The sequence below is a fragment of the Anaeromassilibacillus sp. An172 genome, assembly GCF_002160515.1.
Lineage (GTDB): Bacteria > Bacillota > Clostridia > Oscillospirales > Acutalibacteraceae > Limousia > Limousia pullorum.
Window position 1 is genome coordinate 1 of sequence record NZ_NFKS01000033.1, and the last position, 25,356, is coordinate 25,356.

Here is a 25,356-nt window from a genome sequence, read left to right on the forward strand (position 1 = left end):
TAGGCTAAACCCCAATTCCTCCTTCTTTTTTATCAAAGTGTTGGTTGCTTGATAAACGCAAAAACCCTGAATTTCAGATAGAAATTCAGGGTTTTTGGACAAGCTGACCTGAATGTGAAAACATTCAGGTTTTTTACGTTTTATAAGCTGTATGAAATAGTATGTGTTTCTATCTTGCAATAACGGAAAATTACAAATGAAATCTTAATTAAGAATATACTTTAACAATTGAATTTCAGAAAATAAAAATGCACCGGATATTTTCCGATGCATTTTTTATATCTGTACAGCTCAAAAGCACCTGTATAGAGCCGGTAGTAAGTTCCATGCTTTTTAATGAGGCTGTCGTGGTCGCCACGCTCGATAATTCTTCCGTGGTCAAGAACCATTATGACGTCTGAATTTTGAATTGTGGAAAGTCTATGGGCGATTACAAAGGTTGTTCTGCCTTTCATAAGCTTATCCATGCCGCTCTGTACCAGCTTTTCTGTTCTTGTGTCGATTGATGAGGTTGCTTCATCAAGAATCATTGCAGGCGGGTCTGCAACCGCTGCTCGTGCTATTGCCAAAAGCTGTCGCTGTCCTTGGCTCAGTCCTGCTCCGGCACCGGTAAGCATTGTCTGGTAACCGTCGGGGAGACGTCTGATAAAATCGTCCGCATTGGCAAGCTTTGCGGCTGCTATACATTCTTCGTCGGTGGCGTCAAGACGTCCGTATCTTATATTGTCCATTACCGTGCCTGTGAACAGATATGTGTCCTGCAAAACTATTCCAAGGCTTCTGCGCAGGTCTGCTTTTTTGATTTTGTTTATGTTTATTCCGTCGTATCTTATCTTGCCGTCTGCTATGTCGTAGAAACGGTTTATAAGGTTGGTTATTGTGGTCTTTCCGGCGCCTGTGGAACCTACAAAGGCGATTTTTTGACCTGGTTCTGCGTAAACCGATACGTCGTGGAGAACCGTCTTTCCCTCTTCATATCCGAAATCCACATGATTGAGCCTTATGTCGCCTGTAAGCTTTGTATATGTGGTTGTGCCGTCGTGGTGCGGGTGCTTCCATGCGTAAACCCCTGTGCGCTTATCTGTTTCCTTTATTACGCCGTTTTCCTCAGTGGCATTTACAAGTGTAACATAGCCTTCGTCGGTTTCCGGCTCTTCGTCTATAAGCTTAAAGATACGTTTAGCACCTGCAAGGGCCATTGCAACCATGCTCAACTGCTGGGAAATCTGCTGTATAGGCATGGAAAAGGATTTTGAAAGGGTGAGGAATGCAACCACAATACCTGCTGTTATTCCGCCTATATTGTTTATTGCGAGAAATCCGCCCAAAACTGCAAGGAGAACATATTGGATGTTTCCTATCTGGCTCAGTGTTGGCATAAGGATGTTTGCGTATTTGTTTGCCTTTCTGGCTTCATTGTAAAGCTGGTCGTTTTTCTTTACAAATCCGGCTTTTGCCTGTGGTTCGTGACAGAACACCTTTACAACCTTTTGTCCGCCCGGCATCTCTTCAATATATCCGTTTATATCGCCGAGAGCTGTCTGCTGGCGGGTAAAGTACATTGTACTTTTTCCTGCAATAAATCTGGTTATGATAATGAGACAGACCGTTATAACAACTACCAGCAGGGAAAGAATGGGACTGTAGTAGAGCATTATGGCGAAAGATGCCAATACTGTTACCGTACAGGAAAAAAGCTGGGGGAGAGCCTGAGATATAAACTGGCGGAGAGTATCTGTGTCGTTGGTGTAATGGCTCATTATGTCACCGTGGGTGTTTGTGTCAAAATATTTTATCGGCAGTGACTGCATGTGGTTGAACATATCGTCACGGATTGATTTTAAGCATCCCTGAGAAACATTAACCATAAGCTGGTTGTATATAAGGGTGCAGATTACACCGATGAGATACACAGAACCCATTGTAATGAGAACTTTAATAAGTCCAGTGAATACCGGATTATCCTCCAAAAGCAGCGGCTCTATATACTCGTCAACAAGCACCTGAATAAACATTGAGCCGCTGACGTTTGCCGCAGTTGATATAAGCACGCAGATGATTGAAAGAATGAAAATTCCTTTTGCGTGTCCGGCAATATATTTCATAAGTCTTTTTATGGTTGCACCGTCGTAATTTTTTATTTATCTTCTCCTCCTTTTTGCTGGGATTGGAAAACTTCCTGATAAATTTTATTTGTTTTAAGTAAAGTTTTGTGAGTGCCGATTTCGTCTATATGGTCGCCGTCCATGACTATTATCATGTCTGCGTCCTCTACTGAGGATATACGCTGGGCGATTATTATTTTTGTGGTGTCGGGGATTTCCTCACGAAAAGCTTTACGGATAAGTGCATCTGTTTTTGTATCCACAGCGGAGGTGGAGTCGTCCAAAATGAGGATTTTAGGCTTTTTCAGCAAAGCTCTTGCTATACAGATACGCTGTTTCTGTCCGCCGGATACGTTTGTGCCGCCCTGTTCTATGTATGTGTCATAGCCGTCAGGAAATGCGGTTATAAATTCATCTGCCTGAGCCTGTTTGCAGGCGTGAATAAGGGTTTCGTCGTCGGCGTTTTCGTTGCCCCAGCGGAGATTTTCTTTAATTGTTCCTGAGAAAAGCACGTTCTTTTGAAGAACCATCGCCACGTTGTTTCTCAGTGTGTCAAGGTCGTAGTTTTTAACATCTATTCCGCCCACCTTTACACAGCCTGTTGTGGCGTCGTAAAGTCTTGGGATAAGTGAAACAAGGCTTGATTTACCTGAACCGATGCTTCCGATTATGCCCACTGTTTTGCCTGACGGAATTCTTAGATCTATATTTTTAAGGCAAAGAGAATCTGTGCTGTTGAAGTAACTGAAATTTACATTTTCAAACTCTATGGAACCGTCTTTTACTTCTTTGACCGGATTTTCCGGATTGGTAAGACTGCTCTTTTCGTCAAGGACTTCTACTATACGTTCACCTGAGCTTCTGGCTATGGTTATCATTACAAGTATCATTGAAAGCATCATAAGGGAAGTGAGTATCTGCATTGCATAGGTGATAAGGCTTGTAAGTTCACCGGTGGTGAGCTCTGTAGAGCCGGAAAGCACTATAAGTCTTGCGCCAAGCCAGAATATAAGTATCATGCACAGGTAGATTACAAACTGCATAAGCGGTGCGTTCATTGCCATGTAGCGTTCAGCTTAGCAGAATTTTTTGTAAAGGTTTGTGGAAACCTTTTGAAATTTGTTTTTTTCGTGTTCCTCACGGACAAAGGATTTTACAACTCTTATACCGCTGAGGTTTTCCTGTACCACTCCGTTGAGGTCATCGTAAATATGAAAAACCTCTTCAAATATTGGGTGAGATTTAAGTGCAAGCCATGCAAGTCCTCCGCCCAGAACCGGAACAATAATAAGGAATATTGTAGCCAAGGTGGGGTTTATGGTGTATGACATGATGAGGGAGAAGATAAGCATCAAAGGTGCTCTTATGGCTATTCTGAGTATCATCTGATAAGCGTTTTGTACGTTTGTAATGTCTGTTGTAAGTCTTGTTACAAGACCTGCGGTGGAAAATTTATCAATATTTGCAAAGGAAAATCCCTGGATATGAAAATACAGGTCTTTTCTGAGGTTTTTGGCAAAGCCTGCCGAAGCGTCTGCCGACAGTCCTCCGGCAACAAGGCCAAAAATCAAGCCTATAATTACACAGAGAACCATGTATAATCCAAGCTTTAAAAGGGTGTTCATATTGCCGCCGTAAATTCCCTGGTCGATAATGCTTGCAATGAGAAAGGGAACCACAATCTCCATAACAACTTCGAGTCCGGCAAATACCATTGTAAAAATAGATGCACGCTTGTATTCACGCACGCCTTTTAATAGTTTCTTTACCATATTTTAGTCTCCTTTCAATTAGTAACATGTTACCTATTTCTCCAAAATAAAACCAATAACCAAAATTGAGTTTTAGCTATTGGTTTTTAATTGACCTATGGTTCAAAATTGATATTTTTAATTATGTGCTTTGTAATCCTCACATATGTATCAATTTCTTCCTGGGACAGTCCCTGGCATAATTCAGCCAAAAGCTGTTCGTCCATTATGTCTATCATTTTGTGTATGTCGGTTGTTTTGTCAGTACATGAAATTTTTTTGTATCGTTTATCTCTGGGACTTGGTGTGCAGATTATAAAGCCTTTGCTTTCAAGTCTTTGGATAATTCCGGTCATAGCAGGGTGGGTGATTTTCTCCACCTTTTCCAAATCACGCTGGTTTATCTCTTCCACGCCTTTGGATTCTAAATGGCTTATTTCTCCTAAAACCCTGAATTGCACCGGCGTTAATTCCATGTCCTGAATTTTTTTATCGACTTTTTTCTTGAAGGCTCTGTCGATAATTGCGAACATCAAACCCAGCGGCATTTTTTCGTCCATGTACTCAACTCCTTGCTTAATAAGTAACCTGTTACCTAATAATTATTATAACAGGGATTTTCTCAATGTCAATAGTTTTTTATATGTTGATTTCTGTTCCCGCAGAAATATATTTTACACGATTTCCCATTATCTCTTTTAGATAGTCAAACTGCAATGTTCCTGTGCAGTGGCAGGTGTAGTAGGTTGTTTTCTCTTTCAGAAGAAGCCGGGCTTTTTCTTTTAGTATTTCTTTGCCTTGTTCATCAGGTTCAATATCCTTGAAGTGAAAACCGCCTACAAGAATATCGGGATTGAAAATCTCTGCGATATTTACTATTCCTTTATGGGAACAGCCGCTTATGAGTATTTTTCTGCCGTTTTCATTTATAAGTAGATATTGTTCATGTCTGAAATCCTCGGGGGATTTTTCCTGATTTTTAATACAGGTCAAACCGTATGGCTCTATGGGGTAGGTTAAAGCTTTGTCGTTACAGGTGTATAGTGTCATATTGCCGTCGATTTTGCAGACGTCATTTGTAATAACCAGCCTTTTGCTTTCTTTTAAAACAGGGTAAAGTCCTATATACTTTCCTTTTCCGTTGAAATGAGGTTCAAAGGCGTGTTCATTTATATAGATTGGAGCGGTATTGTTTATTTCCAAAAAATATTTCAGTCCGCCGCCGTGGTCATAGTGTCCGTGGGAGAGAATACAAAGGTCAACGGTTCCAAGGTCTATGCCGAGGGTTTTGCTGTTTTTCAAAAAAATATCGCTTTGTCCTGCATCAAAAAGGATTTTTTTATCATTTGTTTCAATATAAAGACTTAGACCGTGCTCACATTTAAAGGTTTCATTTTTGGCGGTGTTTTCTGTCAAAACGGTTATTTTCATATTTATCACCCGATTTTATATTTCTTACTTATGATTATAGATTTATGTTTTTTTACTGTCAACAGGAGAAATAAAAATTTCGTAACTATTGACAAAGGTACCTTAAAAATGCTATTATACAGAATAGAGTTAGCGGACACTAATTTTGGTGTCCGCTAATATAGGATTATGCGTTAGTTATGACTAATACTTTTTATTTTCGGCTTGAGTTAGTTGTTACTAATTACTTATTGGTATTGGAGGTATTAAAAATGATGATAAACAAACGGCTTATTTCAACCGTTAAGGAAAGCAAAAAGTACATTGCGGGAAATGTTATTTTCCAGTGGTGTTCTCTTCTTGCAAATATTTCCATGATGGCTGTTATTACACAGCTTTTGGGTAAAATCTACATGGGTACAGCGCAGAGCGGTGATATTATTTTTACCGGTATCGGTGCGTTACTGGCAATAGGTATCAGATTTGTCTGTACTTATCTGTCCTCAAAGATGGGATATCTCTCTTCTAAAGCGGTGAAAAAGACTTTAAGAGAAAAAATATATTCAAAGCTACTTAGGTTAGGCTCAGCTTACAGCAATGATGTGAAAACCTCTGAGGTGGTTCAGGTTGCCGTTGAGGGTGTTGAACAGCTGGAAACCTATTTCGGAGCATATCTGCCTCAGTTTTTTTACAGTATGATAGCTCCCATAACATTGTTTGTGGTTTTATCCTTTGTAAACTTTCCGTCGGCTCTTGTTTTGCTTGTGTGCGTACCCCTTATTCCTGTTGCCATTGCGGCGGTTCAGACTTGGGCTAAAAAGCTTCTTTCAAAGTATTGGGGACAGTACACCGCTTTGGGTGATACTTTCCTTGAAAATTTGCAGGGACTTACCACTTTAAAGGTGTATCAGGCGGACGAGAGAAAACAGCTTGAAATGAATGAAGAGGCTGAAAAGTTCAGGAAAATAACCATGAAGGTTCTCACAATGCAGCTTAATTCCATAACCATAATGGATTTGATAGCCTACGGAGGAGCGGCTCTTGGCGTTATTATGGCGGTTACTCAGTTTAGCGCAGGTCATGTGGGTTTAGGGGGATGTCTGCTTATTATTCTTTTGGCGGCTGATTTCTTTATACCTATGCGACTGCTGGGAAGCTTTTTCCACATCGCCATGAACGGTATGGCGGCTTGTGATAAGATTTTTAAGCTTCTTGATTTGGAGGAGGACAATACAGAAAAGGTGAAGCTTGAAAACAGCGGCGATATTGTATGCAAAAACCTTTCATTCTCCTATGAAAAGGACAGAGAGATTTTAAAGGGTATTGACATGAGCTTTAAAAAGGGAAGCTTTACCGCTATTGTTGGTGAAAGCGGCTGCGGAAAGTCTACTATTGCTTCCTTGCTTATGGGAAGAAATAAGGGGTACAGCGGTTCTGTAAAAATCGGAGATACAGAGCTTTCCAATATTGAGGAAAAATCTCTTATGAACACAATAACATACATAGGTCACAACAGCTATCTTTTTAAAGGTACTGTAAGAGAAAATCTGCTTATGGGTAATCCTGAAAGCGATGACAAGGCTATGTGGGAGGTTTTGAGGAAAACAAACCTTGAAAGCTTTTTGAAAAGCGAAAAGGGACTTGATACAAAGCTTGCGGAAAAGGCTTCAAACCTTTCCGGCGGTCAGTGCCAGCGTTTGGCTTTGGCACGTGCTTTGCTTCACAATACGCCTGTTTATATTTTTGACGAGGCAACTTCCAATATCGACGTGGAAAGTGAAAACGATATAATGGAGCAGATTTACTGTCTTGCAAAAACAAAAACTGTCATACTTATTTCCCATCGACTTGCCAATGTTGAAGACGCCGACAACATATATGTGCTGGAGGACGGCAAAGTTTCTGAAATGGGAAATCATCAGGAGCTTTTAAAGAAAAAGGGACATTATGCAAAATTGTGGAAATCTCAGCGTGATTTGGAAAATCTGGGAGGTGACGCAGCGTGAGAAAGAGAAGCAATATAAAAGTTATGGCAAGCCTTATCGGTCTTGTAAAACCTTTGACCGGATATATGATTCTGGCAATTCTTATGGGAATTATCGGACATCTCTGCGCTTCCTTTATAACGATTTTCGGCGGTTACGCATTGCTGGATGTTTTGGGATTTTCTGTTCCCTTTTCATCTTTGTTTGCCTTTATAAGTCTTGGAGTTTTTGCCCTTTTGAGAGGTGTTTTGAGATATGCTGAACAGGCATGCAACCATTTTATAGCCTTTAAGCTTTTGGCTTTAATACGTGATAAGATTTTTAAAAGTCTTAGAAAGCTTTGTCCTGCAAAGCTTGAGGGCAGAGATAAGGGCGATTTGATTTCGGTTATAACCTCAGATATCGAGCTTTTGGAGGTTTTCTATGCCCACACAATTTCACCTGCTGTTATCGGAATTGTATTTTCTCTTTTTATGTGTTTCTTTATGGGAAGCTATCACTGGACTCTTGGTGTTTTGGCTTTTGTTTCTTATGTGACTGTGGGTCTTATTATTCCTGTTATGGCTTCAAAATTAAGCGGCGACATGGGAATAAAATTCAGAACAGGTTCAGGAGAGCTTTCCGGTTTTGTGCTTGACAGCCTCAGAGGTCTTAAAGAGATTATTCAGTTTTCAGCCGGTGAAAAACGCCTTGAAGAAATGAACAAAAAGACCGAGGAGCTTTCCGCCGACGAAAAACAGATGAAAAAAATCACAGGAATAAATATGGCTGTAACAAATACTGCAATCCTTGTTTTTGATATCGGTATGCTTATTTTATCAGCTTATCTTAATTCAAAGGGGATTTTGGGATTTGACGGAGTTTTGATTCCTGTGCTTGCAATTATGAGTTCTTTCGGTCCTGTTGTGGCTTTGGCAAATTTGGGAAGCACTTTGCAGAACACTTTTGCGGCAGGAAACAGGGTTCTGGATATTTTACAAGAAACTCCTGTTGTTGAGGAAATTTCCGGAAATAAGGAAGTGGAGTTTCACGGGGCTAAGGGTGAAAATATTTTCTTTTCCTACGGCGACGAAACAATACTTTCCGATGTTTCTGTTGATATTAAAAAAGGCTCTGTTGTGGGAATTTCCGGAAGAAGCGGAAGCGGAAAATCAACACTTTTAAAGCTGTTTATGAGATTTTGGGAAACGGACAGGGGAGAAGTTTCTATCTCTGACAGAAATATCAACAATGTCAATACCGACAATCTCAGAAATATGGAAAGTCTTGTTTCTCAGGAAACCCACCTTTTCCACGACAGCATTGAAAACAATCTGAGAATTGCAAAGGCGGACGCAACTATGGAGGAAATTGAAAACGCCTGCAGGAAAGCTTCCGTTCACGACTTTATAATGAGCTTGCCACAGGGTTATAAAACTCCGGTGGGTGAGCTTGGTGACACTCTGTCCGGCGGAGAAAGACAAAGACTGGGACTTGCCAGAGCTTTTCTCCACAATGCGCCATTTATGCTTTTGGATGAGCCTACAAGCAATTTGGACAGCTTAAACGAGGCGGTTATTCTCAAATCCTTAAAGGATGAAAGCAGGGGAAAAACAGTTGTGCTGGTATCTCACAGGGCCTCAACAATGAGAATTGCCGATATGGTATATTCTGTTGAGCATGGGAGGATGAGCTGATGAAATCCCTTGAGGAAAAAAGACAGAGGGAAAAGGAAGTAGTTTCCCTTATGATTTCCCTTTATTGCAGAAAAAAGCATAAAACTAAAAAGGGTCTTTGTCCTCAGTGTAAAGAGCTGTTGGATTATGCCATTATGAGAAGCGACAAGTGTCCATTTATGGAGACAAAAACCTTTTGCTCCAACTGCAAGGTACATTGTTACAAGGCGGAAATGAGAAAAAGAATAAAAGAGGTTATGGCTTTTTCCGGTCCGAGAATGATTTTTCATCATCCGGCTATTGCGGTTAGCCATGTTATAGAGAGTAAAAAAGAGAAAAAACGATTGGAGGCACAAAATGAAAATACGTAAGGCGTTGTATGTTGTTTTGGGATGTATAGGCGTGGGTCTTGGCGCAGTGGGCGCAGTCTTGCCGTTACTTCCGGCGTTTCCCTTTTTGCTTTTGGCGGCGGTGTGCTTTGCCAAAAGCTCTGACAGACTTCACAACTGGTTTACCTCCACAAGGCTTTATAAAAACAACCTTGAAAGCTTTGTAAGAGGTAAGGGCATGACCTGGAAAACAAAGATTAGAATTATGACTATTGTCACAATCACCATGTCTGTTGGCTTTATTATGATGAGCCGTGTGCCTGTGGGAAGAATAATTCTCGCCTGCGTTTGGGTTTTCCATATTTTCTATTTTATTTTCGGAATAAAGACCTTGAAAGCTGACGGAAAAGACAGCCTTTGCATGAGAATTTTAAAGGTTGAGGGCATGAAGTGCGAAAACTGTGCTTTAAGGCTGGAATGTGCCTATAATAAAAACGAGGGAATGGTGGCTAAAGCCGACTATCCCACAAAAACCGTAAAGGTATTTTTGAAAAATCCCGAGGAAACTCAAAGGCTTGAAAGCATTGCAGCAGATATGGGTTATAAAGCTAAACTTTTAAAGGAAACTGCCTGACATACATATAAACACACCCCTTTGCATAAGATTAGTTAAGTGCAAAGGGGTGTTGAATTTTGAATGTAAAGGATAAGTCTTTTAAAGCTTTTTTTATGGCTGTATCTGTTTTATTTGTTTGTTTTGTTTTCTGCGGATGCAGTGAAACTATCAGAGACAAAGGTACTGAGCTTACCTATTACAGCTGGCAGGGGGAGAACCCCAACGGCTCAAGCTTTACTCTGAGTTTTTCAGATAATTACGGGGAGTTTCAGGTTTTTCCGGCAGAAAAAGGGACGGCAACAAAGCTTTACGGCGACTGTATAGTGACAAATTCCTCCTTTGCCATAATCGACAGGGAAAGCGGAGAAGTGGTAGTTTTTGAATACACCCTTTTGGGCGACACTATGGAGCTTTCCTATGAGGGCGGAGTGATTACGCTGGAAAAACTAATGACAACAGAAAGCTCCTCTTGATAAAAAATAATGTTTTAAGTGTTTAATCTATTATTTAACATTATCTCCATAAACGGACAAATTTTTATCATTTACTGTTATTCTATAAAATAAAAATCAGAACCGGAGTTTAAGGCGGACGCTTTAAATTCCGGTTCTTTCTATTAAAATATTAGAGTCTGTTTTCCATGCTGAAGCTTCTAAGCTGTTCTACGCTTTCGTTATCGGCTATCACTGTGTTTGTTTTCTCGTCCTTTTTGCCCATGAATGTCCAGCCTAAGGTGGAATATTGGGGAGGAGTGCTGAGTCTTTCCTTTACAAGGTGGTCAAGGTTTGAACCCTGAGTTTTGCAGCCGCTGATGAAAATGGTGTTTTGGGATTTTTTGTTTTTTGCCTGCTTGTTTACTTTGTTTTTGTTATTACGGTTATTTTTCATCTAATCACTTTCCTTATATTGTTTTGTTCCTTAAAATAAGGGACAAAATTATTATGGTGGGGTGTTTTTACAATATTACAGAAAATATATTCCGGTACATTTTACTTTAATTAACCTGATTTTTTTGTGAAAAACACTGAAACACTAAGTTAATGGCTTGATTTTTATTGATATGACAATTTGATTGTGATATAATAACTTATCATGCGAAATAATATGCTTTTGGAAGTGCGGTGAATTTTTTGGTTGTTTTGGGGATTGATCCCGGCTATGCTATTGTTGGATACGGCGCAATTAAATATGACGGTATGAGATATTCTCCTTTGGGCTTCGGCGCAATTACCACCGAGGCGGAACAGGAATTTTCTCTCAGACTGGAAAAAATTTACGATTCAATGTGTGATATTCTTCAAAAATGCCGTCCCGATGTTATGTCCGTTGAAAAGCTTTATTTTCAGACCAATCAGAAAACCGCTATTATGGTTGCCGAAGCGAGAGGAGTTATTCTTCTCTCTGCAAGAAAATTTCATGTGCCGGTTTTTGAGTACACACCTTTGCAGGTTAAAACCGCTGTTACAGGCTACGGAAAGGCTCAGAAATACCAGGTAATGGAGATGACAAGGCGGCTTTTGAATTTGAAATCCGTTCCTAAACCCGACGACACGGCGGACGCTTTGGCCATAGCCATTGCCCATACCCAGGCGGCAGGAACAGACATTAAAAAATTGATGATAAATCGGAGGAACAGATTTTGATTTATTCCGTAAGAGGAACAGTTATACACATGGAAGCAGGCTGCGCAGTTATTGAGTGCGGCGGTGTGGGTTACAAATGTCAAACCACAATTAACACCTTGAAAAAAATAAAACTCAACAGCGAAGCCATGCTTTATACCTATATGAATGTAAGGGATGACGCAGTGGAGCTTTTCGGTTTTTCTTCAACCTCGGAGCTTTCCACATTTAAGATGCTTATAAGCGTCAGCGGCGTTGGCCCTAAAGCCGGTCTTGCAATACTTTCGGAGCTTACTCCGGAACAGGTTGCGGTTGCGGTGGCTTCCGGCGATAGTAAAACGATTACAAGGGCTCAGGGCGTGGGCAACAAGCTTGCTCAGAGGGTTATACTTGAGCTTAAAGATAAACTGAAGGGCGTTGCCGCTTCACAGGAGGGTTTTTCCGTTTCGAAAAGCCCATCTCCGGTGTTTGCAGAGGGAAATATCACAAACGCTGTTGCGGCTTTGGCGGTGCTTGGATATTCCTCGGCGGAGGTTATGCCTATACTTTCCCGTCTGGACGGTTCTAAAACAGTTGAACAGCTTATCGGGGAAACTTTGAAGGAACTTGGAAAACAAAAATAAGGTTTGGTAGTTATATATGGACTTTTCAAATGAATATGATTTTGAAAACAGAATAATGGACGCCGAGGAAATACCCCAGGATACTTTAGAAAACGACAATCCTTTAAGACCTAAAACACTTTCTGAGTATATAGGTCAGGAAAAGGCTAAGGAAAACCTTGCGGTGTTTATTGAGGCGGCGAAAATCAGAAAGGAAACACTTGACCATGTACTTTTATACGGCCCTCCGGGACTTGGTAAAACCACACTGTCAGGCATTATCGCCAACGAGCTTGGGGTAAATTTGAGAATCACCTCCGGCCCGGCTATTGAAAAGCCCGGCGACTTGGCGGCGATACTCACAAGCCTTTCAGACGGCGACGTTTTGTTTATCGACGAGATACACAGACTGAGCCGTGCGGTTGAGGAAATCCTTTATCCCTCTATGGAGGACTTTGCCATAGATATTGTGACAGGTAAAGGTCAGATGGCGGCTTCTTATCATTTGGCTTTGCCTAAATTTACCTTGGTGGGAGCTACCACAAGGGCGGGTCAGCTTACGGCTCCTTTGCGTGACCGCTTCGGAGTTATTTTAAGACTTGAGCTTTACACCCCCGAGGAGCTTGCCGCTATTATTAAGAGAAGCGCAGGAATTTTGAATATAAAAATCGACAACGACGGAGCTTTGGAGCTTGCTTCACGCTCAAGAGGTACTCCGAGAATTGCAAACAGACTTTTAAAGCGTGTCCGTGACTTTGCTCAGGTTATGTCAAACGGTGTTATCACTTGTGACACGGCGAGAATTGCTCTGGACAGACTTGAGATTGACGAGCTGGGCCTTGATAAAAACGACAGGCGAATGCTCGAGGCTATGATACGTTACTATAACGGCGGCCCTGTGGGTATTGAAACACTGGCGGCTTCAATCGGTGAAGAGGCTGTCACCATTGAGGATGTTTACGAGCCATATCTTATGCAGATTGGTTTTTTAAGCAGAACGCCACGTGGCAGATGTGTAACTATGGAAGCATACAGACATTTGGGTTACGACGATAAAATCCCCGGGCAAAATTCACAGCAGAGTTTGTTTGACGGTCAGTAATTTTTATTTTGCCTTATTCAGGATTTCGGCTTCTTGGAAGGGTTTTTATTAAAAGGTCGGTATCCTGTTTAAATAGTCCTACAAAAATTTTGGATTGAAACAATGAATTTTGATTTGACAAGGAGGAGTTTTTTATGGGAAGACTTTTTGGTACTGATGGTGTTAGAGGCGTTGCCAACACTGAACTTACCTGCGAACTTGCTATGAATATCGGTAAAGCCGCAGCTATGGTTTTAATAAACGACGAAGTAAAACACCCTACTTTTTTGATAGGAAAGGACACACGTCTGTCAGGCGATATGCTTGAGGGCGCGTTGATTGCCGGACTTTGCTCCGTTGGCGCAAATGTCAGATTGCTGGGAGTAATTCCTACTCCTGCTGTTGCTTATCTTGTGGGCAAATACAAGGCAGACGCAGGTATTATGATTTCCGCTTCTCATAACCCATTTGAGTTTAACGGAATTAAAATCTTTAACGAGGACGGCTACAAGCTTCCTGACGATTTGGAAGAGGAAATCGAAGCCATCGTTCTTGACGGAAAAATTCCTTATTCTAAGCCTGATTTTGAAAATATGGGAACTGTTTCCATTGAAACAAACGCTGTTGCAGATTATGTAGAGCATGTTCAGTGCACAATCGACAATGATCTTTCCGGTTTGGAAATTGCTCTTGATTGTTCAAACGGTTCTGCATCCAGAACTGCTAAGCTTTTGTTTGAGGGTCTGGGCGCAAAATGCCATATGCTTTCAGACGATCCAAACGGCGTAAATATAAACGACGAGTGCGGTTCCACACATATGGAACACCTTATGGACTACGTAAGGGAACATCATCTTGACGCAGGTCTTGCCTTTGACGGCGACGCCGACAGATGCTTGGCTGTTGACGACAACGGAGACCTTGTTGACGGCGACTATGTTATGGCTATCTGTGCTCTTGATATGAAGAGCAGAGGAAAGCTTAAAAAGGAAACTGTTGTAGGCACAATTATGACCAATATGGGATTTAACAGGTTCTGCGATGTAAACGAGCTGAATTTTGTTTCCACAAAGGTTGGCGACAGATATGTTCTTGAAACAATGCTCAGAGAGGGCTATAATATCGGCGGCGAGCAGTCCGGACATATTATTTTCCTCAACCATGCAACAACAGGTGACGGCCAGCTTACAGGCGTACAGCTTTTGAGTCTTATAAACAGACGTAATGCAAAACTCAGTTCTCTTGCCACACTTATGGAGAGATTCCCTCAGGTTCTCATAAATGTTAAGGTATCTCAGGAGGGCAAAATGCGCTTCTATACCGACAAGGAGATAAAGGCGGAAATCAAGAGAGTTGAAGAAATTTTGGGTGAAACCGGAAGAATTATCGTAAGAGTTTCCGGAACAGAGCCTCTTATCAGAGTTATGGTAGAGGGCGAGGACGCAGAGAAGATTGCAAAGCTTGCAAACGAAACTGCTGATGTAGTTAGAGATAGATTGAGCTAATTTATTGTGCGGCGGAAGCTTTTATGGCTTTCGCCGCATAGAGGAATATTATTATTAAAGGAAGATTAAGGATTATGCGAATTGCCGACAGATGGAAAGACTATGAGCTTATTGACGCTTCCGGTTCACAGAGGCTTGAAAGATGGAAGGATATTATACTTATACGCCCCGACCCGCAGGTTATATGGGATACGGAAAAGAAACACCCCCTTTGGAAGCAGGCTCATGCCATGTATCACCGCAGCAATACCGGCGGCGGTTCATGGGAAGTGTTTAAGAAAATGCCTGACCGTTGGCAGATAAATTACGGAAATCTCAAGTTTAATATCAAGCCTATGGGATTTAAACACACAGGTGTTTTTCCGGAGCAGGGGGTAAACTGGGATTTTGCCGCTGAAAAAATCAGAAAATCAGGTCTGAAAGAATTTAAGGTTTTAAATCTTTTCGGATATACAGGATGCGCAACACTCTCCTGCATGGCGGCAGGTGCGACAGTTTGTCATGTTGACGCATCAAAGGGTATGGTGCAGTGGGCTAAGGAAAACGCCGTTTCCAGCGGAATTGAAAAGCTTCCGGTGAGATGGCTTGTTGACGACTGCATAAAGTTTGTACAGAGAGAAAAAAGACGTGGAAACAAATACCACGGAATTATCATGGACCCGCCTTCCTACGGAAGAGGTCCGGGGGGAGAGGTTTGGAAGCTGGAGGAACAGCTCTATTCTCTTGTTTTACAGTGCCGTGATATTTTACACGAGGACGCAAGATTTTTTATTCTTAATTCCTACACCACAGGTCTTTCATCAGGTGTTATGGAGTATCTTTTGGGAGTTACCTTGTGTCCGAAATTTAAAGGCAGGGTATCTGCGGATGAAATCGGTTTGCCTGTTACACAAAGCGGTTTTGTATTGCCCTGCGGTTCTACCGCCATTTGGGAAAGATAACGGTAGATTAAATTTTATTGCTTAGGAGTAAAAAATGGAATTTATAAAAGTTCAGAATGTTAAATTTCATTATGATATAGATGATGAGCTAAATCAGCAGCAGACTGTAAATGTGCTTGACGGGATTTCAATGTCCGTTGAGAAAGGTGAGTTTGTGGCTCTTTTAGGTCACAACGGCTGCGGAAAATCCACAATGGCAAAGCACTTTAACGCTTTGCTTCTGCCATCAGAGGGAAAGGTTTATGTGGACGGCATGGACACCAGCGACGATGAAAAGTGTTACGACATACGAAAAAAAGTAGGTCTTGTGCTTCAAAATCCTGACAACCAGCTTGTGGCAAGTATCGTTGAAGAGGATGTGGCTTTTGGCCCTGAAAACTTGGGTATTGAGCCTAAGGAGATAAGGCGAAGAGTTGACGAGGCTTTGAAAAAGGTTGACATGTACGAGTACAGACTCCACGCACCTTATAAGCTTAGCGGCGGTCAGAAACAGAGAGTTGCCATTGCGGGAATTATTGCAATGGAGCCTGACTGTATTGTGCTGGACGAGCCTACCGCTATGCTTGACCCCCGTGGCAGGGACGAGGTTATGTCCACTATAAAAAAGCTCAACAAAGAAAACGGAATTACCATTGTGCTTATAACCCACTACATGGACGAGGCGGTTATGGCGGACAGGGTAATTGTTATGGATAAGGGGAAAATCCTTACAGAGGGTAATCCTCATGAGGTTTTTTCAAAGGTTGAACTGCTGAAAAGGCACAGGCTGGATGTGCCTCAGGCCACAGAGCTTGTTTATCAGCTTAGGTCAATGGGTGTAAAGTTCGACCGTATGCCTTTAAATGAGGAAGAGTGTGTGCAGATGCTCAGGGAGGTGCTTAAATGAGTGTGCTTGAAGCTGTAAACCTGAGTTTTGTGTATGGTGCCGGCACGCCTTTTGAGAAACAGGCGGTTGACAATGTGAATTTCTCCATTGAAAAGGGTGAGTTTATCGGAATTATAGGACATACCGGTTCCGGAAAATCCACAATGGTACAGATGCTTAACGGTCTTATAAAGCCAACCTCCGGTAAAGTGCTTTTAAAGGGTGAGGATATTTTCGCAAACCCAAAGGAGATAAGAAAAGTCCGTTTCCAGGTTGGAATGGTTTTTCAGTATCCGGAATACCAGCTTTTTGAGGAAACTGTATACAAGGATATCGCTTTTGGACCAACAAATATGGGAATAAGCGGTGAGGAGCTTGACAAGCGTGTCCGTTCTGCGGCAATGTTTACAGGACTTAAAGAGGAGCTTCTCTATAAATCTCCCTTTGATTTGTCGGGAGGAGAAAAGAGAAGAGCCGCCATCGCCGGAGTTATTGCAATGGACCCGGAAATCCTGATTTTGGACGAGCCTACCGCAGGTCTTGACCCTATGGGACGTGACGTGCTTTTAAGTCAGATAACCGAGTATCACAAGGCAAGAAACAACACAGTTTTGCTTGTTTCCCACAGTATGGAGGACATTGCACGTGTTGCCGACAGGGTTCTTGTTATGAATAAATCACATCTTCAGATGTTTGACAATACAAAAAATATTTTTGCAAGGGGAGACGAGCTGTCAGAAATAGGACTGAGAATTCCCCAGATTACAAAAATTATGGCTGACCTCAACGGCGACAGCGGCATGTTTTCAGACGGTATTCTTTCCGTTGACCAGGCGGCGGCTGAAATCGCAGAGGTTTTGAAAAGGAGGGGCAAGCTATGATGCGTGACGTAACCCTGGGACAGTATTTCCAGGGAAAAAGCATACTTCACAGGCTGGACCCAAGAATGAAAATAGTTTTGCTGGTTGCTTTCATTGTCCTTATTTTTTGCACCGGCAATTATTTTTCACTGGCGTTTACCGCCGTTATTGTGGCTCTGACCGTTCTTTTAAGCGGCGTGCCCACAAAGATGTATTTGAAAAGTGTAAAAACCATTGTATTTATTGTTATTTTCACTTCGGTTTTAAACCTGCTTTACGGCACAGGCGATGTTCTTTGGAGCTGGGGATTTTTGAAAATAACCACCGGCGGTATCAGAAACGCTGTTTTTGTTACCGTGAGAATAATAAGCCTTATTTTGGTAAGCTCCGGTCTTACCTTTACAACTTCTCCTACGGATTTGACCGACGCTTTGGAAAGACTTTTGAAGCCTTTGGGATTTTTCAAAATTAGGGTTCATGAAATCGCTATGATGATGACCATAGCCTTAAGGTTTATTCCTACTCTTTTAGAGGAAACGGACAAAATTATGCAGGCTCAGAAAGCAAGAGGCGCCGACATGGAAAGCGGCGGCATTGTAAAAAGGGTAAAGGCTTTGGTTCCGATTTTGGTTCCGCTGTTTGTTTCGGCTTTCAGAAGAGCTTATGATTTGGCAACCGCCATGGAATGCAGATGCTATCAGGGCGGAAGCGGCAGAACAAGAATGAAATCACTGCACATGACCGCTATTGATTATAAGGCTGCGGTATTTATGGTGATTGTTGCCTGCGGTGTGATTTTACTTAACATCTTTTTATGACAGGCAATTTTAAATGATGTAATTATGTTGGGAATGATTAAATGAGAAATCTTTTGCTGACAATTTCATACGACGGCAAAGCTTTTCACGGGTGGCAGATTCAGAAAAACGCCCTTGCGGTACAGGAGGTTTTTCAAAATGCCCTTTACAATATTATCGGCGGTTATGCCGATATAAAGGGATGCAGCAGAACTGATTCCGGAGTTCACGCAAATATGTATTGTATAAGCTTGAAAACGGAACATCCCATACCTGCCGAAAGGCTTAAAGCGGCTTTAAACAGGCATTTGCCTATGGAGGTTGCCGTATATGACTGCCGTGAAGTTGATAAGGATTTTCATGCAAGATACAGCTGCAAAAGCAAGCAGTATATTTATAAGATTTGGAACAGCGAGGTGCGCAATCCATTTTTAAACGGATACGCACTCCACTACAGATATAAAATAGATGAAAAACAGCTTCACAGAGCTGCCCAGGCTTTTGTGGGTAAGCATGATTTCACATCTTTCTGCACCCTTGACAAAAGGGAAAAGGGTGATTTTGTGAGAAATGTGAAGATGTTTTCAGTTGAGAGGGACAATGACCTTGTAACCATGAAAGTGGAAGCCGACGGTTTTCTGTATAACATGGTGAGGATTATGGTTGGAACGCTTTTGAGAGTTCAGCAGGGAAAAATTCCCGAGGATGGTATAAAAGAGATTATAGAAAAGAAAGACCGCAAATTTGCCGGGCCTACGGCTCCAGCCTGCGGACTTTATCTTAATCAGGTAAATTACTGAGTTTTGGAAAGTGAGTTAGTATATGGGAAAAAATAAAGATGAAAATAAAGGAAATGTCCCTGAGAACAACAGCAAAAAGACCGGTGAGAAAGAAAGAGAGCCGGAAAACAAAAAGGTTGTAAGTATCTGGGAAAAGCTCACCGGCGAAAAGGATACGCCGAAAACTGAGAAGGCTGAAGATTTAGAGGAAAAAAATGAAAATAATATGGGCGACATTGCGGATGCAGTCCGTTCTGTTTTCAGCTTTAGAGTAAAAAAGTCAAAGTCAGGAACCGGAAAGAGATATTCCGATGAGAAAAGCTCCGGCGGTTCTTCAAAAAAAGATGGCTACAAGAGCAGATACAAAAGACCTTCCGAAAAGAAAAATCCTCAGAGATATGAAAAAGCCGTTGTCAGAGGCTCTGACAGAGAGGTTTTAAGCTACGAGGATTTGCCTATTGACAACTATGAAAGAAAGGTTGCCCCTCAGGAAGCACTCAACAAGAAAAAGGTCGGCGCAGCTGCGGTAATCGTTTTGGTACTCTGCATAGTGGTTTTTGCTGTTACAAGCAGAAACATTATGAATTTGGAGTCCTGCGCAAACTGGATACAGTATGACCTTTTCGGCGGAGGCGATAATTCAGGATATCCTGTTTTGATAAACGGTTCCGAGGTTTCCAGCGGAAATATTATGGAAATGAGCGGAAAATTTGCTTATGCTTCAAACAGCAACATTGTGGCTCTTGACTCTTCCGGAAATCATATTTTTAACAGACAGCACAGCTTTTCCACACCGGTTATGGTTGGAAACGGCACAAGAAGTCTTACCTATGATTTGGGCGGAAAGGGCTACAGAATTGATTCCCTTGACGAGGTTGTCTTTGAAAGCAGCGGCGACCTTCCTATTATTACTGCCGACATAGGCAAAAACGGAAGCTATGCTATTGTAACTCAGCACGACGAATACATAAGCTATATGAGAGTTTACAACTCATCAAACGAGGAAGTATACACATATGCTTTTTCTGAGTATTATATAAACACTATTGCACTTAGTGATGACGGTTCAAAGATTGTGGCTTCCGGTATTTCAGCTAAGAACGGTGAGCCTGTTTCAGCTGTTTACTACCTTAGCATTACAGAGGAAACACCTGTAGAATTCTTTGAAATTGACAACACAGTGGTTTATAGTGTAGAATATTTAACAGCGGATAAGGTTGGTTTTGTAGGAAATAACGCCTGCGGTGTTGTTGATCTTTCAAAAAATGAAATTGTCAGAAATTCCTACAACGACATGGAGCTTACCGCCTATGATATCGACAAGGACCTTCAGTCAGTTGTTGTTTCACTTTCAAGAAACGGTGACGGAAGACTTTGTTCTCTGTATGTGTACAGCGCAAGCGGTCAGATTGAAACTTCTTTTGACACCGATTGCAGAATTATTTCCATTGACGCTTATTCAAACAAAATTGGCGTTATAGATAACGGAACGGCAAGACTTTTTGACAAATCCGGAAACGAGCTATATAATACAGATGCGGGGGCAGATGCGGCTGCGCTGCTTATGGACGGTCAGCGTGAGGCCTATGTTCTCGGAATAAGTGAAATTAGATATATAAAATTTACTGAAAGTAATTAGAAAGGAGCAGGAAATGTCTTTATTGCTTGATGGTATTGTGTTGTTAATCATCTTACTTTGCTTTTTTGCAGGATGGAGAAGGGGCGCCGCAATTACACTTTTAAATTTTGTGGCTTTAGTGGCAGCTTTTACTGTTGCAGTATTGCTGAGTCCCTCTCTTTCAAATTCAATTTACGAAACGTTTTTTAAAAGCGGCATTACAGAACAGGTTTCCCAGTCTATAGGAAATTCCATAGGAGACGGAGCAGAGGCTGTTATTACAAGTATTCTTTCTGCAATTCCGTCCTTTGCAGCGGTATTTCTTAGCGGCACTTCCTTTGACCAGGGAACTGTCTCTCAGTGGATTGAAAATAACAATCAGGAGTCAATAAACTCTGCGGCTACTGCGGTTGAGGGTCTTATTTCACCTGCGTTTACAGCTTTAATCGGAATTATCATTATGATAATACTGTTTTTCGTACTTTACGCAGTATTCAAGGCTTTGGCAAGACTTCTCAGCAAGTTCTTTGAGCTTCCTGTGCTGAGTCTTATTAACAGAGTTTTCGGAGGCGTTATTGGTATCGCCGAAGGTGTTATTTTGGTGATGCTTATTGTATCTTTAGTCAGAATGGCTATGCCTTTGACCGGGGACACTATTCCGTTCTTGACTCAGGAGGCTATTGACGGTTCATTCTTGTTTAAGGCTTTCTATACAGGAGATATTATAAATAATATTGCGGGTATGTTTTCTTAACGGGATATATAGTTTTGCATAAATAATGATGTTGGATATGGGAGAAAACCGAACCTTAGAGTTTGGGGAGAAGGAAAATATGAATAATATGGAAGAAAGAAGTAATAACAGCAGCGAGGAATCTGGTACAATAAATAAAGTGATGACAATTCCTAACATTATGTCAATGTGCAGAATTGTTCTTATTGTTCCATTTATCATTTGCTTTTTAAATGAAAAATATATTGAGGCGGCTGTTCTCATAATCACTTCCGGATTGACGGACTGTTTTGACGGACTTATAGCCAGAAAGCTTAATCAGGTTACGGCTTTGGGAAAAATTCTTGACCCTATCGCCGATAAGCTTACTCTGATTTCCGTGGGAATTTGTCTTTGCGTATATATGCCTATTGTCACTCCGGTAATAGTTATCTTAATGGCTAAGGACTTTTTAATGCTGCTTGGTGGAATAGCGCTGATTAAATGCAATGTTACACCTTCTCCGGCTAAGTGGTACGGAAAAGTCGGAACTATAATGTTTTATTTTTCCGTTTGCCTTATTGTATTTTTGAAAGCATTCTTTCAGTATGAAAACGACGTGCTTTCCTTTGTACTGCTGTCAATAACCGCAGCTTTGATGATTTTTGCTTTGGTTATGTATTATCACATATACTCTCAGCAGATGAAACAGGTCAAAGACCAGGTTAAGGGTGTAAAAGATAAAATAAAAAATAAGATTAAGTAATATATATTATTGAAATATTATTTCAATGAAACTTTGTAAATGAGTTTGTTTTTCAGGCTCGGGAAAGGAATAAGATTTATGCTATGTGCTAAATGCGGCAAAAGACCGGCTGTTGTGTTTGTTTCCGATAACAGACCTAACGGGGAAACAAAGGGCTATTGTCTTACATGCGCCAAGGAAATGGGCATTAAGCCGGTAAACGATTTAATAAAACAGATGGGAATAAGCGACGAGGATTTGGAAGCTGTTCAGAACCAGATGAGCGGTTTTATGAACGAGCTTGCAGAAAACGGAGATATCTCAGAGATGATGGAGTCAATGGGACTTGCAGCTCCTGACGATACACAGGACGGCTCTGAGGATAACGACGGTGATAAGGGATTTTCTCCGGGCGGCGCTCCAACATTCCCTGCATTTTTGCAGAATATGTTCGGCGGAGCTAAAACCGGCGAGGAAAAAACCGAGAAAAACCAGAAGAAAAAGGGAGATAAAAAGCAGAAAAACAGAAAGCATATCAACCTTTACTGTGAGGATTTGACCCAAAAGGCAAGAGAGGGTAGAATCGACAATATTATCGGAAGAGATAAGGAAATCGAGAGAGTTATTCAGATTCTTTGCAGAAGAACAAAGAATAACCCTTGTCTTATCGGTGAACCGGGCGTAGGTAAAACCGCTATTGCTGAGGGTCTTGCTTTGAGAATTGCAAACGGACAGGTTCCTCACAAGCTTGCAAATAAAGAAATACAGCTCCTTGACCTTACTGCTTTGATTGCCGGAACTCAGTTCCGTGGTCAGTTTGAAAGCCGTATAAAGGGTCTTACCCAGGAGGTTAAAGAGGCGGGAAATATAATCCTCTTTATCGACGAGGTTCACAATCTTGTTGGAACCGGCGACAGCGAGGGTACAATGAACGCCGCCAATATTTTGAAGCCTTCTCTTTCAAGAGGCGAAATTCAGGTTATCGGCGCAACTACATTTAACGAGTACAGAAAGTACATCGAAAAGGACAGCGCATTGGAGAGAAGATTCCAGCCTGTCAAGGTTGCAGAACCTACTGTAGCCGAAACAATCGAGGTTTTGACAGGCGTTAAGGGATATTATGAAAATCACCACCACGTAACCGTGGAGGATGACATAGTAAGAAAAGCTGTTGTATTCAGCGAAAGATATATAAGCGACAGATTTTTGCCGGATAAGGCTATCGACCTTTTGGACGAGGCTTGCTCCTGCGCATCTTTGAGAAATAAGGAAGCTGAGGAGTACGAGAAGCTCAACGACGAAAAGGCTATGCTTATATACAACAAGGAAGAAATTTCTGCGGCTGAGGAAATCGACTATGAAAAGCTTGCAACAGTTACCAGCGAGCTTGCTAGAGTTGATGAACAGCTCAACGGAATTGACAAGGAAAAGCTTATTAACAAGGTTACAGAAGAGGATCTTGCCAAGGTTATCGAGCTTTGGACAGGTATTCCGTCCACAAGAATAAGAGAAAACGAGCTTTCCAAGCTTATGGATTTGGAGGATAAGCTTAAATCAAAGATTATCGGACAGGACGAGGCGGTAGACGCTTTGTCAGCGGCTATCAGAAGAAGCAGAGTGCAGATTTCTCCAAGACGCCGTCCGGCTTCATTTATCTTTGTAGGCCCTACAGGCGTTGGTAAAACAGAGCTTGTTAAGGTTGTGGCAAAGGAACTTTTTGACGCTCCGGAAACTCTCATCAGACTTGATATGTCCGAGTTTATGGAAAAGCACTCGGTTTCCAAGATTATAGGTTCACCTCCAGGATATGTGGGCTACGACGAGGCAGGACAGGTAACCGAAAAGGTAAGAAGAAGACCTTATTCAGTTTTGCTTTTTGATGAGATTGAAAAGGCTCATCCGGATGTTTTGAATATTCTTTTGCAGATTCTTGACGAGGGCAGACTTACAGACGCTCAGGGAAGAACTGTTAATTTTGAAAACACAGTTATCATTATGACCTCAAATGCCGGTTCCGAAAAGCGTGAAAGCGCTATAGGCTTCGGAAAGACACAGCAGGAGGCTTCAAAGGAAAAGGCTATGAAGGCCCTTTCAGAGTTCCTGCGTCCTGAGTTCATTGCAAGAGTTGACGAGATTATTGTTTTCCGTCCTCTTGAGCAGGATGACTATATTAAGATTGCTGCTCTTATGCTCAATGAGTATGTGGACACTCTCAAGGAGAAGAATATTCGCTTTACCTTTGACGATGAGGCATGCAAGTACATTGCAGAGAAGGGCGCAAACGGCGTAAGCGGCGCAAGAGATTTGAGAAATATTATCAGAAGAGAAGCCGAGGATAAAATTACCAGGGCTATTATCGAAGCGGGCAATGACGGTATCTGCGGTATACATCTCTCATCCGACGGCAAGGAGCTTTTGCTTCAGGTAATTTAATTTTAAAAAATCAAAAAAATTCAAAAAAGTTGTTGACATGCGGCGGGGTTTATGCTATAATAAATCCCGTCGCAGAGAGATAGGAAATGCGGATGTAGTTTAGTGGTAGAACTTCAGCCTTCCAAGCTGATCGTGTGGGTTCGATTCCCATCATCCGCTCCACTTAAAGCCCGGTAATTATACCGGGCTTTTTTCGTACCCGAAAACTTTTTGTTTTGCAAAAGGAGAAATGTAATGAAATCTTATAATATACATCTCATCAGGCACGGAGCTGTCGAGGAAACCATGCAGGGAAGATACATAGGAACAACTGATGTTCCCTTAAGCGACAAGGGAAAGGCGGATTTGCGCAAGCTTGACCATTTCTGCAAATATCCATACTGTACGGCTCTTTTTACTTCGCCTTTGAAAAGATGCAAGGAAACCTGTGAAATTCTTTATCCAAACCTGAAACCCATTGTTTTGGACGGTTTTATTGAATGTTCCTTCGGCGAGTGGGAGGGTCTTACCGCCGAGGATTTGAAAGGCGACGAGGATTTTGAAAAATGGCTGGCAGGCTCTTCCGAGGTTAAGCCTCCAAAAGGTGAAAGCGGCGCCGACTTTACAAGACGTGTTTGCAGGCTTTTTGAGGATGTTGTAAACGGTCTTATGAAAACCGGAACAACAGATTGTGTTATTGTTACACATGCCGGAGTTATTTCCACCATATTAGCGGTTTACGGACTGCCACAGGCAAAGCCCTTTGAATGGCAGATGGACCCGGGCTGCGGATACTCCATGAGAATTACTCCTTTGCTGTGGCAGAGGGACAAGGTGGCTGAGGTTTTTGAAACAGTTCCAAGAGAGCCGGAGGACGAGGAAAACTGATAAGGCTCTGTTGTTTTTATGATTTGTTGATGATAAAATCTCTGAATATTTACAAAATGCGGATTTTGTGATATAATT

23 protein-coding genes, 1 tRNA gene and 1 pseudogene are annotated in these 25,356 nt (G+C 41.7%); 20 read left to right on the forward strand and 5 right to left on the reverse strand.

Translation table 11 applies throughout. The features are described from left to right. Nucleotides 1–221 precede the first annotated feature (221 nt). The 4 genes and pseudogenes from B5F08_RS12120 to B5F08_RS12135 all read right to left on the reverse strand — a co-directional run bounded on the left by B5F08_RS12120 (nucleotide 222) and on the right by B5F08_RS12135 (nucleotide 5,287). A complete protein-coding gene (locus tag B5F08_RS12120) occupies nucleotides 222–2,105 on the reverse strand; it encodes an ABC transporter ATP-binding protein (protein WP_087379900.1) in 1,884 nt (627 codons plus the stop codon). Between the two features lie 32 nt (nucleotides 2,106–2,137). Beyond that, nucleotides 2,138–3,877, reverse strand: a pseudogene (locus tag B5F08_RS12125) (ABC transporter ATP-binding protein). A 95-nt stretch (nucleotides 3,878–3,972) separates the two neighbouring features. Continuing rightward, nucleotides 3,973–4,416: a MarR family winged helix-turn-helix transcriptional regulator gene (locus B5F08_RS12130; RefSeq protein WP_087379903.1), complete on the reverse strand. Its 444-nt coding sequence runs from the start codon at nucleotides 4,414–4,416 to the stop codon at nucleotides 3,973–3,975. Between the two features lie 79 nt (nucleotides 4,417–4,495). Next, the gene (locus B5F08_RS12135) at nucleotides 4,496–5,287 is read right to left on the reverse strand and encodes an MBL fold metallo-hydrolase (protein WP_087379906.1); all 792 of its coding nucleotides are present in this window, start codon (nucleotides 5,285–5,287) and stop codon (nucleotides 4,496–4,498) included. A gap of 254 nt (nucleotides 5,288–5,541) precedes the next feature. Between B5F08_RS12135 and B5F08_RS12140 the strand changes: the two genes are divergently transcribed. From B5F08_RS12140 to B5F08_RS12160, 5 genes are read left to right on the forward strand one after another with little or no spacing between them, the layout of a single operon-like run. Further along, nucleotides 5,542–7,272, forward strand: a complete 1,731-nt coding sequence (locus tag B5F08_RS12140) for an ABC transporter ATP-binding protein/permease (protein WP_087379982.1) — start codon at nucleotides 5,542–5,544, stop codon at nucleotides 7,270–7,272. A gap of 23 nt (nucleotides 7,273–7,295) precedes the next feature. Next, nucleotides 7,296–8,927 (forward strand): amino acid ABC transporter ATP-binding/permease protein, encoded by a 1,632-nt coding sequence (locus tag B5F08_RS12145; RefSeq protein ID WP_087379985.1) that lies wholly within the window; start codon nucleotides 7,296–7,298, stop codon nucleotides 8,925–8,927. Next, on the forward strand, nucleotides 8,927–9,277 hold the full coding sequence (locus B5F08_RS12150; protein WP_087379909.1) for a nitrous oxide-stimulated promoter family protein: 351 nt from the start codon (nucleotides 8,927–8,929) through the stop codon (nucleotides 9,275–9,277). Before B5F08_RS12145 ends, B5F08_RS12150 begins: the two co-directional genes overlap by 1 nt. Beyond that, on the forward strand, nucleotides 9,264–9,869 hold the full coding sequence (locus tag B5F08_RS13780) for a YbaN family protein (protein WP_087379912.1): 606 nt from the start codon (nucleotides 9,264–9,266) through the stop codon (nucleotides 9,867–9,869). Before B5F08_RS12150 ends, B5F08_RS13780 begins: the two co-directional genes overlap by 14 nt. 59 nt (nucleotides 9,870–9,928) lie before the next feature. Continuing rightward, nucleotides 9,929–10,324 carry a hypothetical protein gene (locus B5F08_RS12160; RefSeq protein ID WP_087379915.1) on the forward strand — a complete coding sequence of 132 codons (396 nt, stop codon included), beginning with the start codon at nucleotides 9,929–9,931 and terminating at the stop codon, nucleotides 10,322–10,324. Between the two features lie 151 nt (nucleotides 10,325–10,475). Here the strand turns inward: B5F08_RS12160 and B5F08_RS12165 are convergent, their stop codons facing one another. Continuing rightward, on the reverse strand, nucleotides 10,476–10,739 hold the full coding sequence (locus tag B5F08_RS12165; protein WP_087379918.1) for a hypothetical protein: 264 nt from the start codon (nucleotides 10,737–10,739) through the stop codon (nucleotides 10,476–10,478). Between the two features lie 242 nt (nucleotides 10,740–10,981). Here B5F08_RS12165 and ruvC point away from each other — a divergent pair, with 242 nt between their 5' ends. From ruvC to B5F08_RS12240, 15 genes are all read left to right on the forward strand, one after another. Next, nucleotides 10,982–11,494, forward strand: coding sequence for a crossover junction endodeoxyribonuclease RuvC (gene ruvC, locus B5F08_RS12170; RefSeq protein WP_087379921.1), 513 nt, complete (start codon nucleotides 10,982–10,984; stop codon nucleotides 11,492–11,494). Then, nucleotides 11,491–12,096, forward strand: a complete 606-nt coding sequence (ruvA, locus tag B5F08_RS12175; RefSeq protein ID WP_087379924.1) for a Holliday junction branch migration protein RuvA — start codon at nucleotides 11,491–11,493, stop codon at nucleotides 12,094–12,096. Before ruvC ends, ruvA begins: the two co-directional genes overlap by 4 nt. Nucleotides 12,097–12,151: 55 nt before the next feature. Next, entirely contained in the window at nucleotides 12,152–13,177 is a 1,026-nt protein-coding gene (ruvB, locus tag B5F08_RS12180) for a Holliday junction branch migration DNA helicase RuvB (RefSeq protein ID WP_442856080.1), read from the forward strand. Between the two features lie 134 nt (nucleotides 13,178–13,311). Further along, nucleotides 13,312–14,661, forward strand: coding sequence for a phosphoglucosamine mutase (gene glmM, locus B5F08_RS12185; protein ID WP_087379930.1), 1,350 nt, complete (start codon nucleotides 13,312–13,314; stop codon nucleotides 14,659–14,661). A gap of 74 nt (nucleotides 14,662–14,735) precedes the next feature. After that, complete coding sequence (locus B5F08_RS12190) at nucleotides 14,736–15,602, forward strand: class I SAM-dependent methyltransferase (protein ID WP_087379933.1); 867 nt, start codon at nucleotides 14,736–14,738, stop codon at nucleotides 15,600–15,602. Between the two features lie 34 nt (nucleotides 15,603–15,636). Then, nucleotides 15,637–16,488, forward strand: coding sequence for an energy-coupling factor transporter ATPase (locus B5F08_RS12195; RefSeq protein ID WP_087379936.1), 852 nt, complete (start codon nucleotides 15,637–15,639; stop codon nucleotides 16,486–16,488). Then, nucleotides 16,485–17,348, forward strand: a complete 864-nt coding sequence (locus tag B5F08_RS12200; protein WP_087379939.1) for an energy-coupling factor transporter ATPase — start codon at nucleotides 16,485–16,487, stop codon at nucleotides 17,346–17,348. The genes B5F08_RS12195 and B5F08_RS12200 overlap by 4 nt, the downstream gene beginning before the upstream one ends. Further along, nucleotides 17,345–18,145: an energy-coupling factor transporter transmembrane component T family protein gene (locus tag B5F08_RS12205; RefSeq protein WP_087379942.1), complete on the forward strand. Its 801-nt coding sequence runs from the start codon at nucleotides 17,345–17,347 to the stop codon at nucleotides 18,143–18,145. The genes B5F08_RS12200 and B5F08_RS12205 overlap by 4 nt, the downstream gene beginning before the upstream one ends. A gap of 41 nt (nucleotides 18,146–18,186) precedes the next feature. Continuing rightward, a complete protein-coding gene (gene truA, locus B5F08_RS12210; protein ID WP_087379946.1) occupies nucleotides 18,187–18,924 on the forward strand; it encodes a tRNA pseudouridine(38-40) synthase TruA in 738 nt (245 codons plus the stop codon). A 22-nt stretch (nucleotides 18,925–18,946) separates the two neighbouring features. Next, nucleotides 18,947–20,542 (forward strand): DUF5711 family protein, encoded by a 1,596-nt coding sequence (locus B5F08_RS12215; protein WP_087379949.1) that lies wholly within the window; start codon nucleotides 18,947–18,949, stop codon nucleotides 20,540–20,542. Nucleotides 20,543–20,555: 13 nt separating this feature from the next. Beyond that, on the forward strand, nucleotides 20,556–21,275 hold the full coding sequence (locus tag B5F08_RS12220) for a CvpA family protein (RefSeq protein WP_087379952.1): 720 nt from the start codon (nucleotides 20,556–20,558) through the stop codon (nucleotides 21,273–21,275). Nucleotides 21,276–21,354: 79 nt separating this feature from the next. Next, nucleotides 21,355–21,999 carry a CDP-alcohol phosphatidyltransferase family protein gene (locus tag B5F08_RS12225; RefSeq protein ID WP_158096306.1) on the forward strand — a complete coding sequence of 215 codons (645 nt, stop codon included), beginning with the start codon at nucleotides 21,355–21,357 and terminating at the stop codon, nucleotides 21,997–21,999. A 78-nt stretch (nucleotides 22,000–22,077) separates the two neighbouring features. After that, entirely contained in the window at nucleotides 22,078–24,411 is a 2,334-nt protein-coding gene (locus tag B5F08_RS12230; protein WP_087379958.1) for an ATP-dependent Clp protease ATP-binding subunit, read from the forward strand. 88 nt (nucleotides 24,412–24,499) lie between these two features. Beyond that, nucleotides 24,500–24,573 (forward strand) — tRNA-Gly (locus B5F08_RS12235). A gap of 72 nt (nucleotides 24,574–24,645) precedes the next feature. Beyond that, nucleotides 24,646–25,278, forward strand: coding sequence for a histidine phosphatase family protein (locus tag B5F08_RS12240; RefSeq protein ID WP_087379961.1), 633 nt, complete (start codon nucleotides 24,646–24,648; stop codon nucleotides 25,276–25,278). The last annotated feature ends 78 nt before the right edge of the window (nucleotides 25,279–25,356 follow it).

Excerpts from the sequence above, each read along its gene's own strand:
- B5F08_RS12120 (WP_087379900.1), bottom strand. The coding sequence starts at position 2,105 with ATGAAATATATTGCCGGACACGCAAAAGGAATTTTCATTCTTTCAATC.
- B5F08_RS12130 (WP_087379903.1), bottom strand. The coding sequence starts at position 4,416 with ATGGACGAAAAAATGCCGCTGGGTTTGATGTTCGCAATTATCGACAGA.
- B5F08_RS12135 (WP_087379906.1), bottom strand. The coding sequence starts at position 5,287 with ATGAAAATAACCGTTTTGACAGAAAACACCGCCAAAAATGAAACCTTT.
- B5F08_RS12140 (WP_087379982.1), top strand. The coding sequence starts at position 5,542 with ATGATAAACAAACGGCTTATTTCAACCGTTAAGGAAAGCAAAAAGTAC.
- B5F08_RS12145 (WP_087379985.1), top strand. The coding sequence starts at position 7,296 with ATGGCAAGCCTTATCGGTCTTGTAAAACCTTTGACCGGATATATGATT.
- B5F08_RS12150 (WP_087379909.1), top strand. The coding sequence starts at position 8,927 with ATGAAATCCCTTGAGGAAAAAAGACAGAGGGAAAAGGAAGTAGTTTCC.
- B5F08_RS13780 (WP_087379912.1), top strand. The coding sequence starts at position 9,264 with ATGAAAATACGTAAGGCGTTGTATGTTGTTTTGGGATGTATAGGCGTG.
- B5F08_RS12165 (WP_087379918.1), bottom strand. The coding sequence starts at position 10,739 with ATGAAAAATAACCGTAATAACAAAAACAAAGTAAACAAGCAGGCAAAA.
- ruvB (WP_442856080.1), top strand. The coding sequence starts at position 12,152 with ATGGACGCCGAGGAAATACCCCAGGATACTTTAGAAAACGACAATCCT.
- glmM (WP_087379930.1), top strand. The coding sequence starts at position 13,312 with ATGGGAAGACTTTTTGGTACTGATGGTGTTAGAGGCGTTGCCAACACT.
- B5F08_RS12190 (WP_087379933.1), top strand. The coding sequence starts at position 14,736 with ATGCGAATTGCCGACAGATGGAAAGACTATGAGCTTATTGACGCTTCC.
- B5F08_RS12195 (WP_087379936.1), top strand. The coding sequence starts at position 15,637 with ATGGAATTTATAAAAGTTCAGAATGTTAAATTTCATTATGATATAGAT.
- B5F08_RS12200 (WP_087379939.1), top strand. The coding sequence starts at position 16,485 with ATGAGTGTGCTTGAAGCTGTAAACCTGAGTTTTGTGTATGGTGCCGGC.
- B5F08_RS12205 (WP_087379942.1), top strand. The coding sequence starts at position 17,345 with ATGATGCGTGACGTAACCCTGGGACAGTATTTCCAGGGAAAAAGCATA.
- truA (WP_087379946.1), top strand. The coding sequence starts at position 18,187 with ATGAGAAATCTTTTGCTGACAATTTCATACGACGGCAAAGCTTTTCAC.
- B5F08_RS12215 (WP_087379949.1), top strand. The coding sequence starts at position 18,947 with ATGGGAAAAAATAAAGATGAAAATAAAGGAAATGTCCCTGAGAACAAC.
- B5F08_RS12220 (WP_087379952.1), top strand. The coding sequence starts at position 20,556 with ATGTCTTTATTGCTTGATGGTATTGTGTTGTTAATCATCTTACTTTGC.
- B5F08_RS12225 (WP_158096306.1), top strand. The coding sequence starts at position 21,355 with ATGAATAATATGGAAGAAAGAAGTAATAACAGCAGCGAGGAATCTGGT.
- B5F08_RS12230 (WP_087379958.1), top strand. The coding sequence starts at position 22,078 with ATGCTATGTGCTAAATGCGGCAAAAGACCGGCTGTTGTGTTTGTTTCC.
- B5F08_RS12240 (WP_087379961.1), top strand. The coding sequence starts at position 24,646 with ATGAAATCTTATAATATACATCTCATCAGGCACGGAGCTGTCGAGGAA.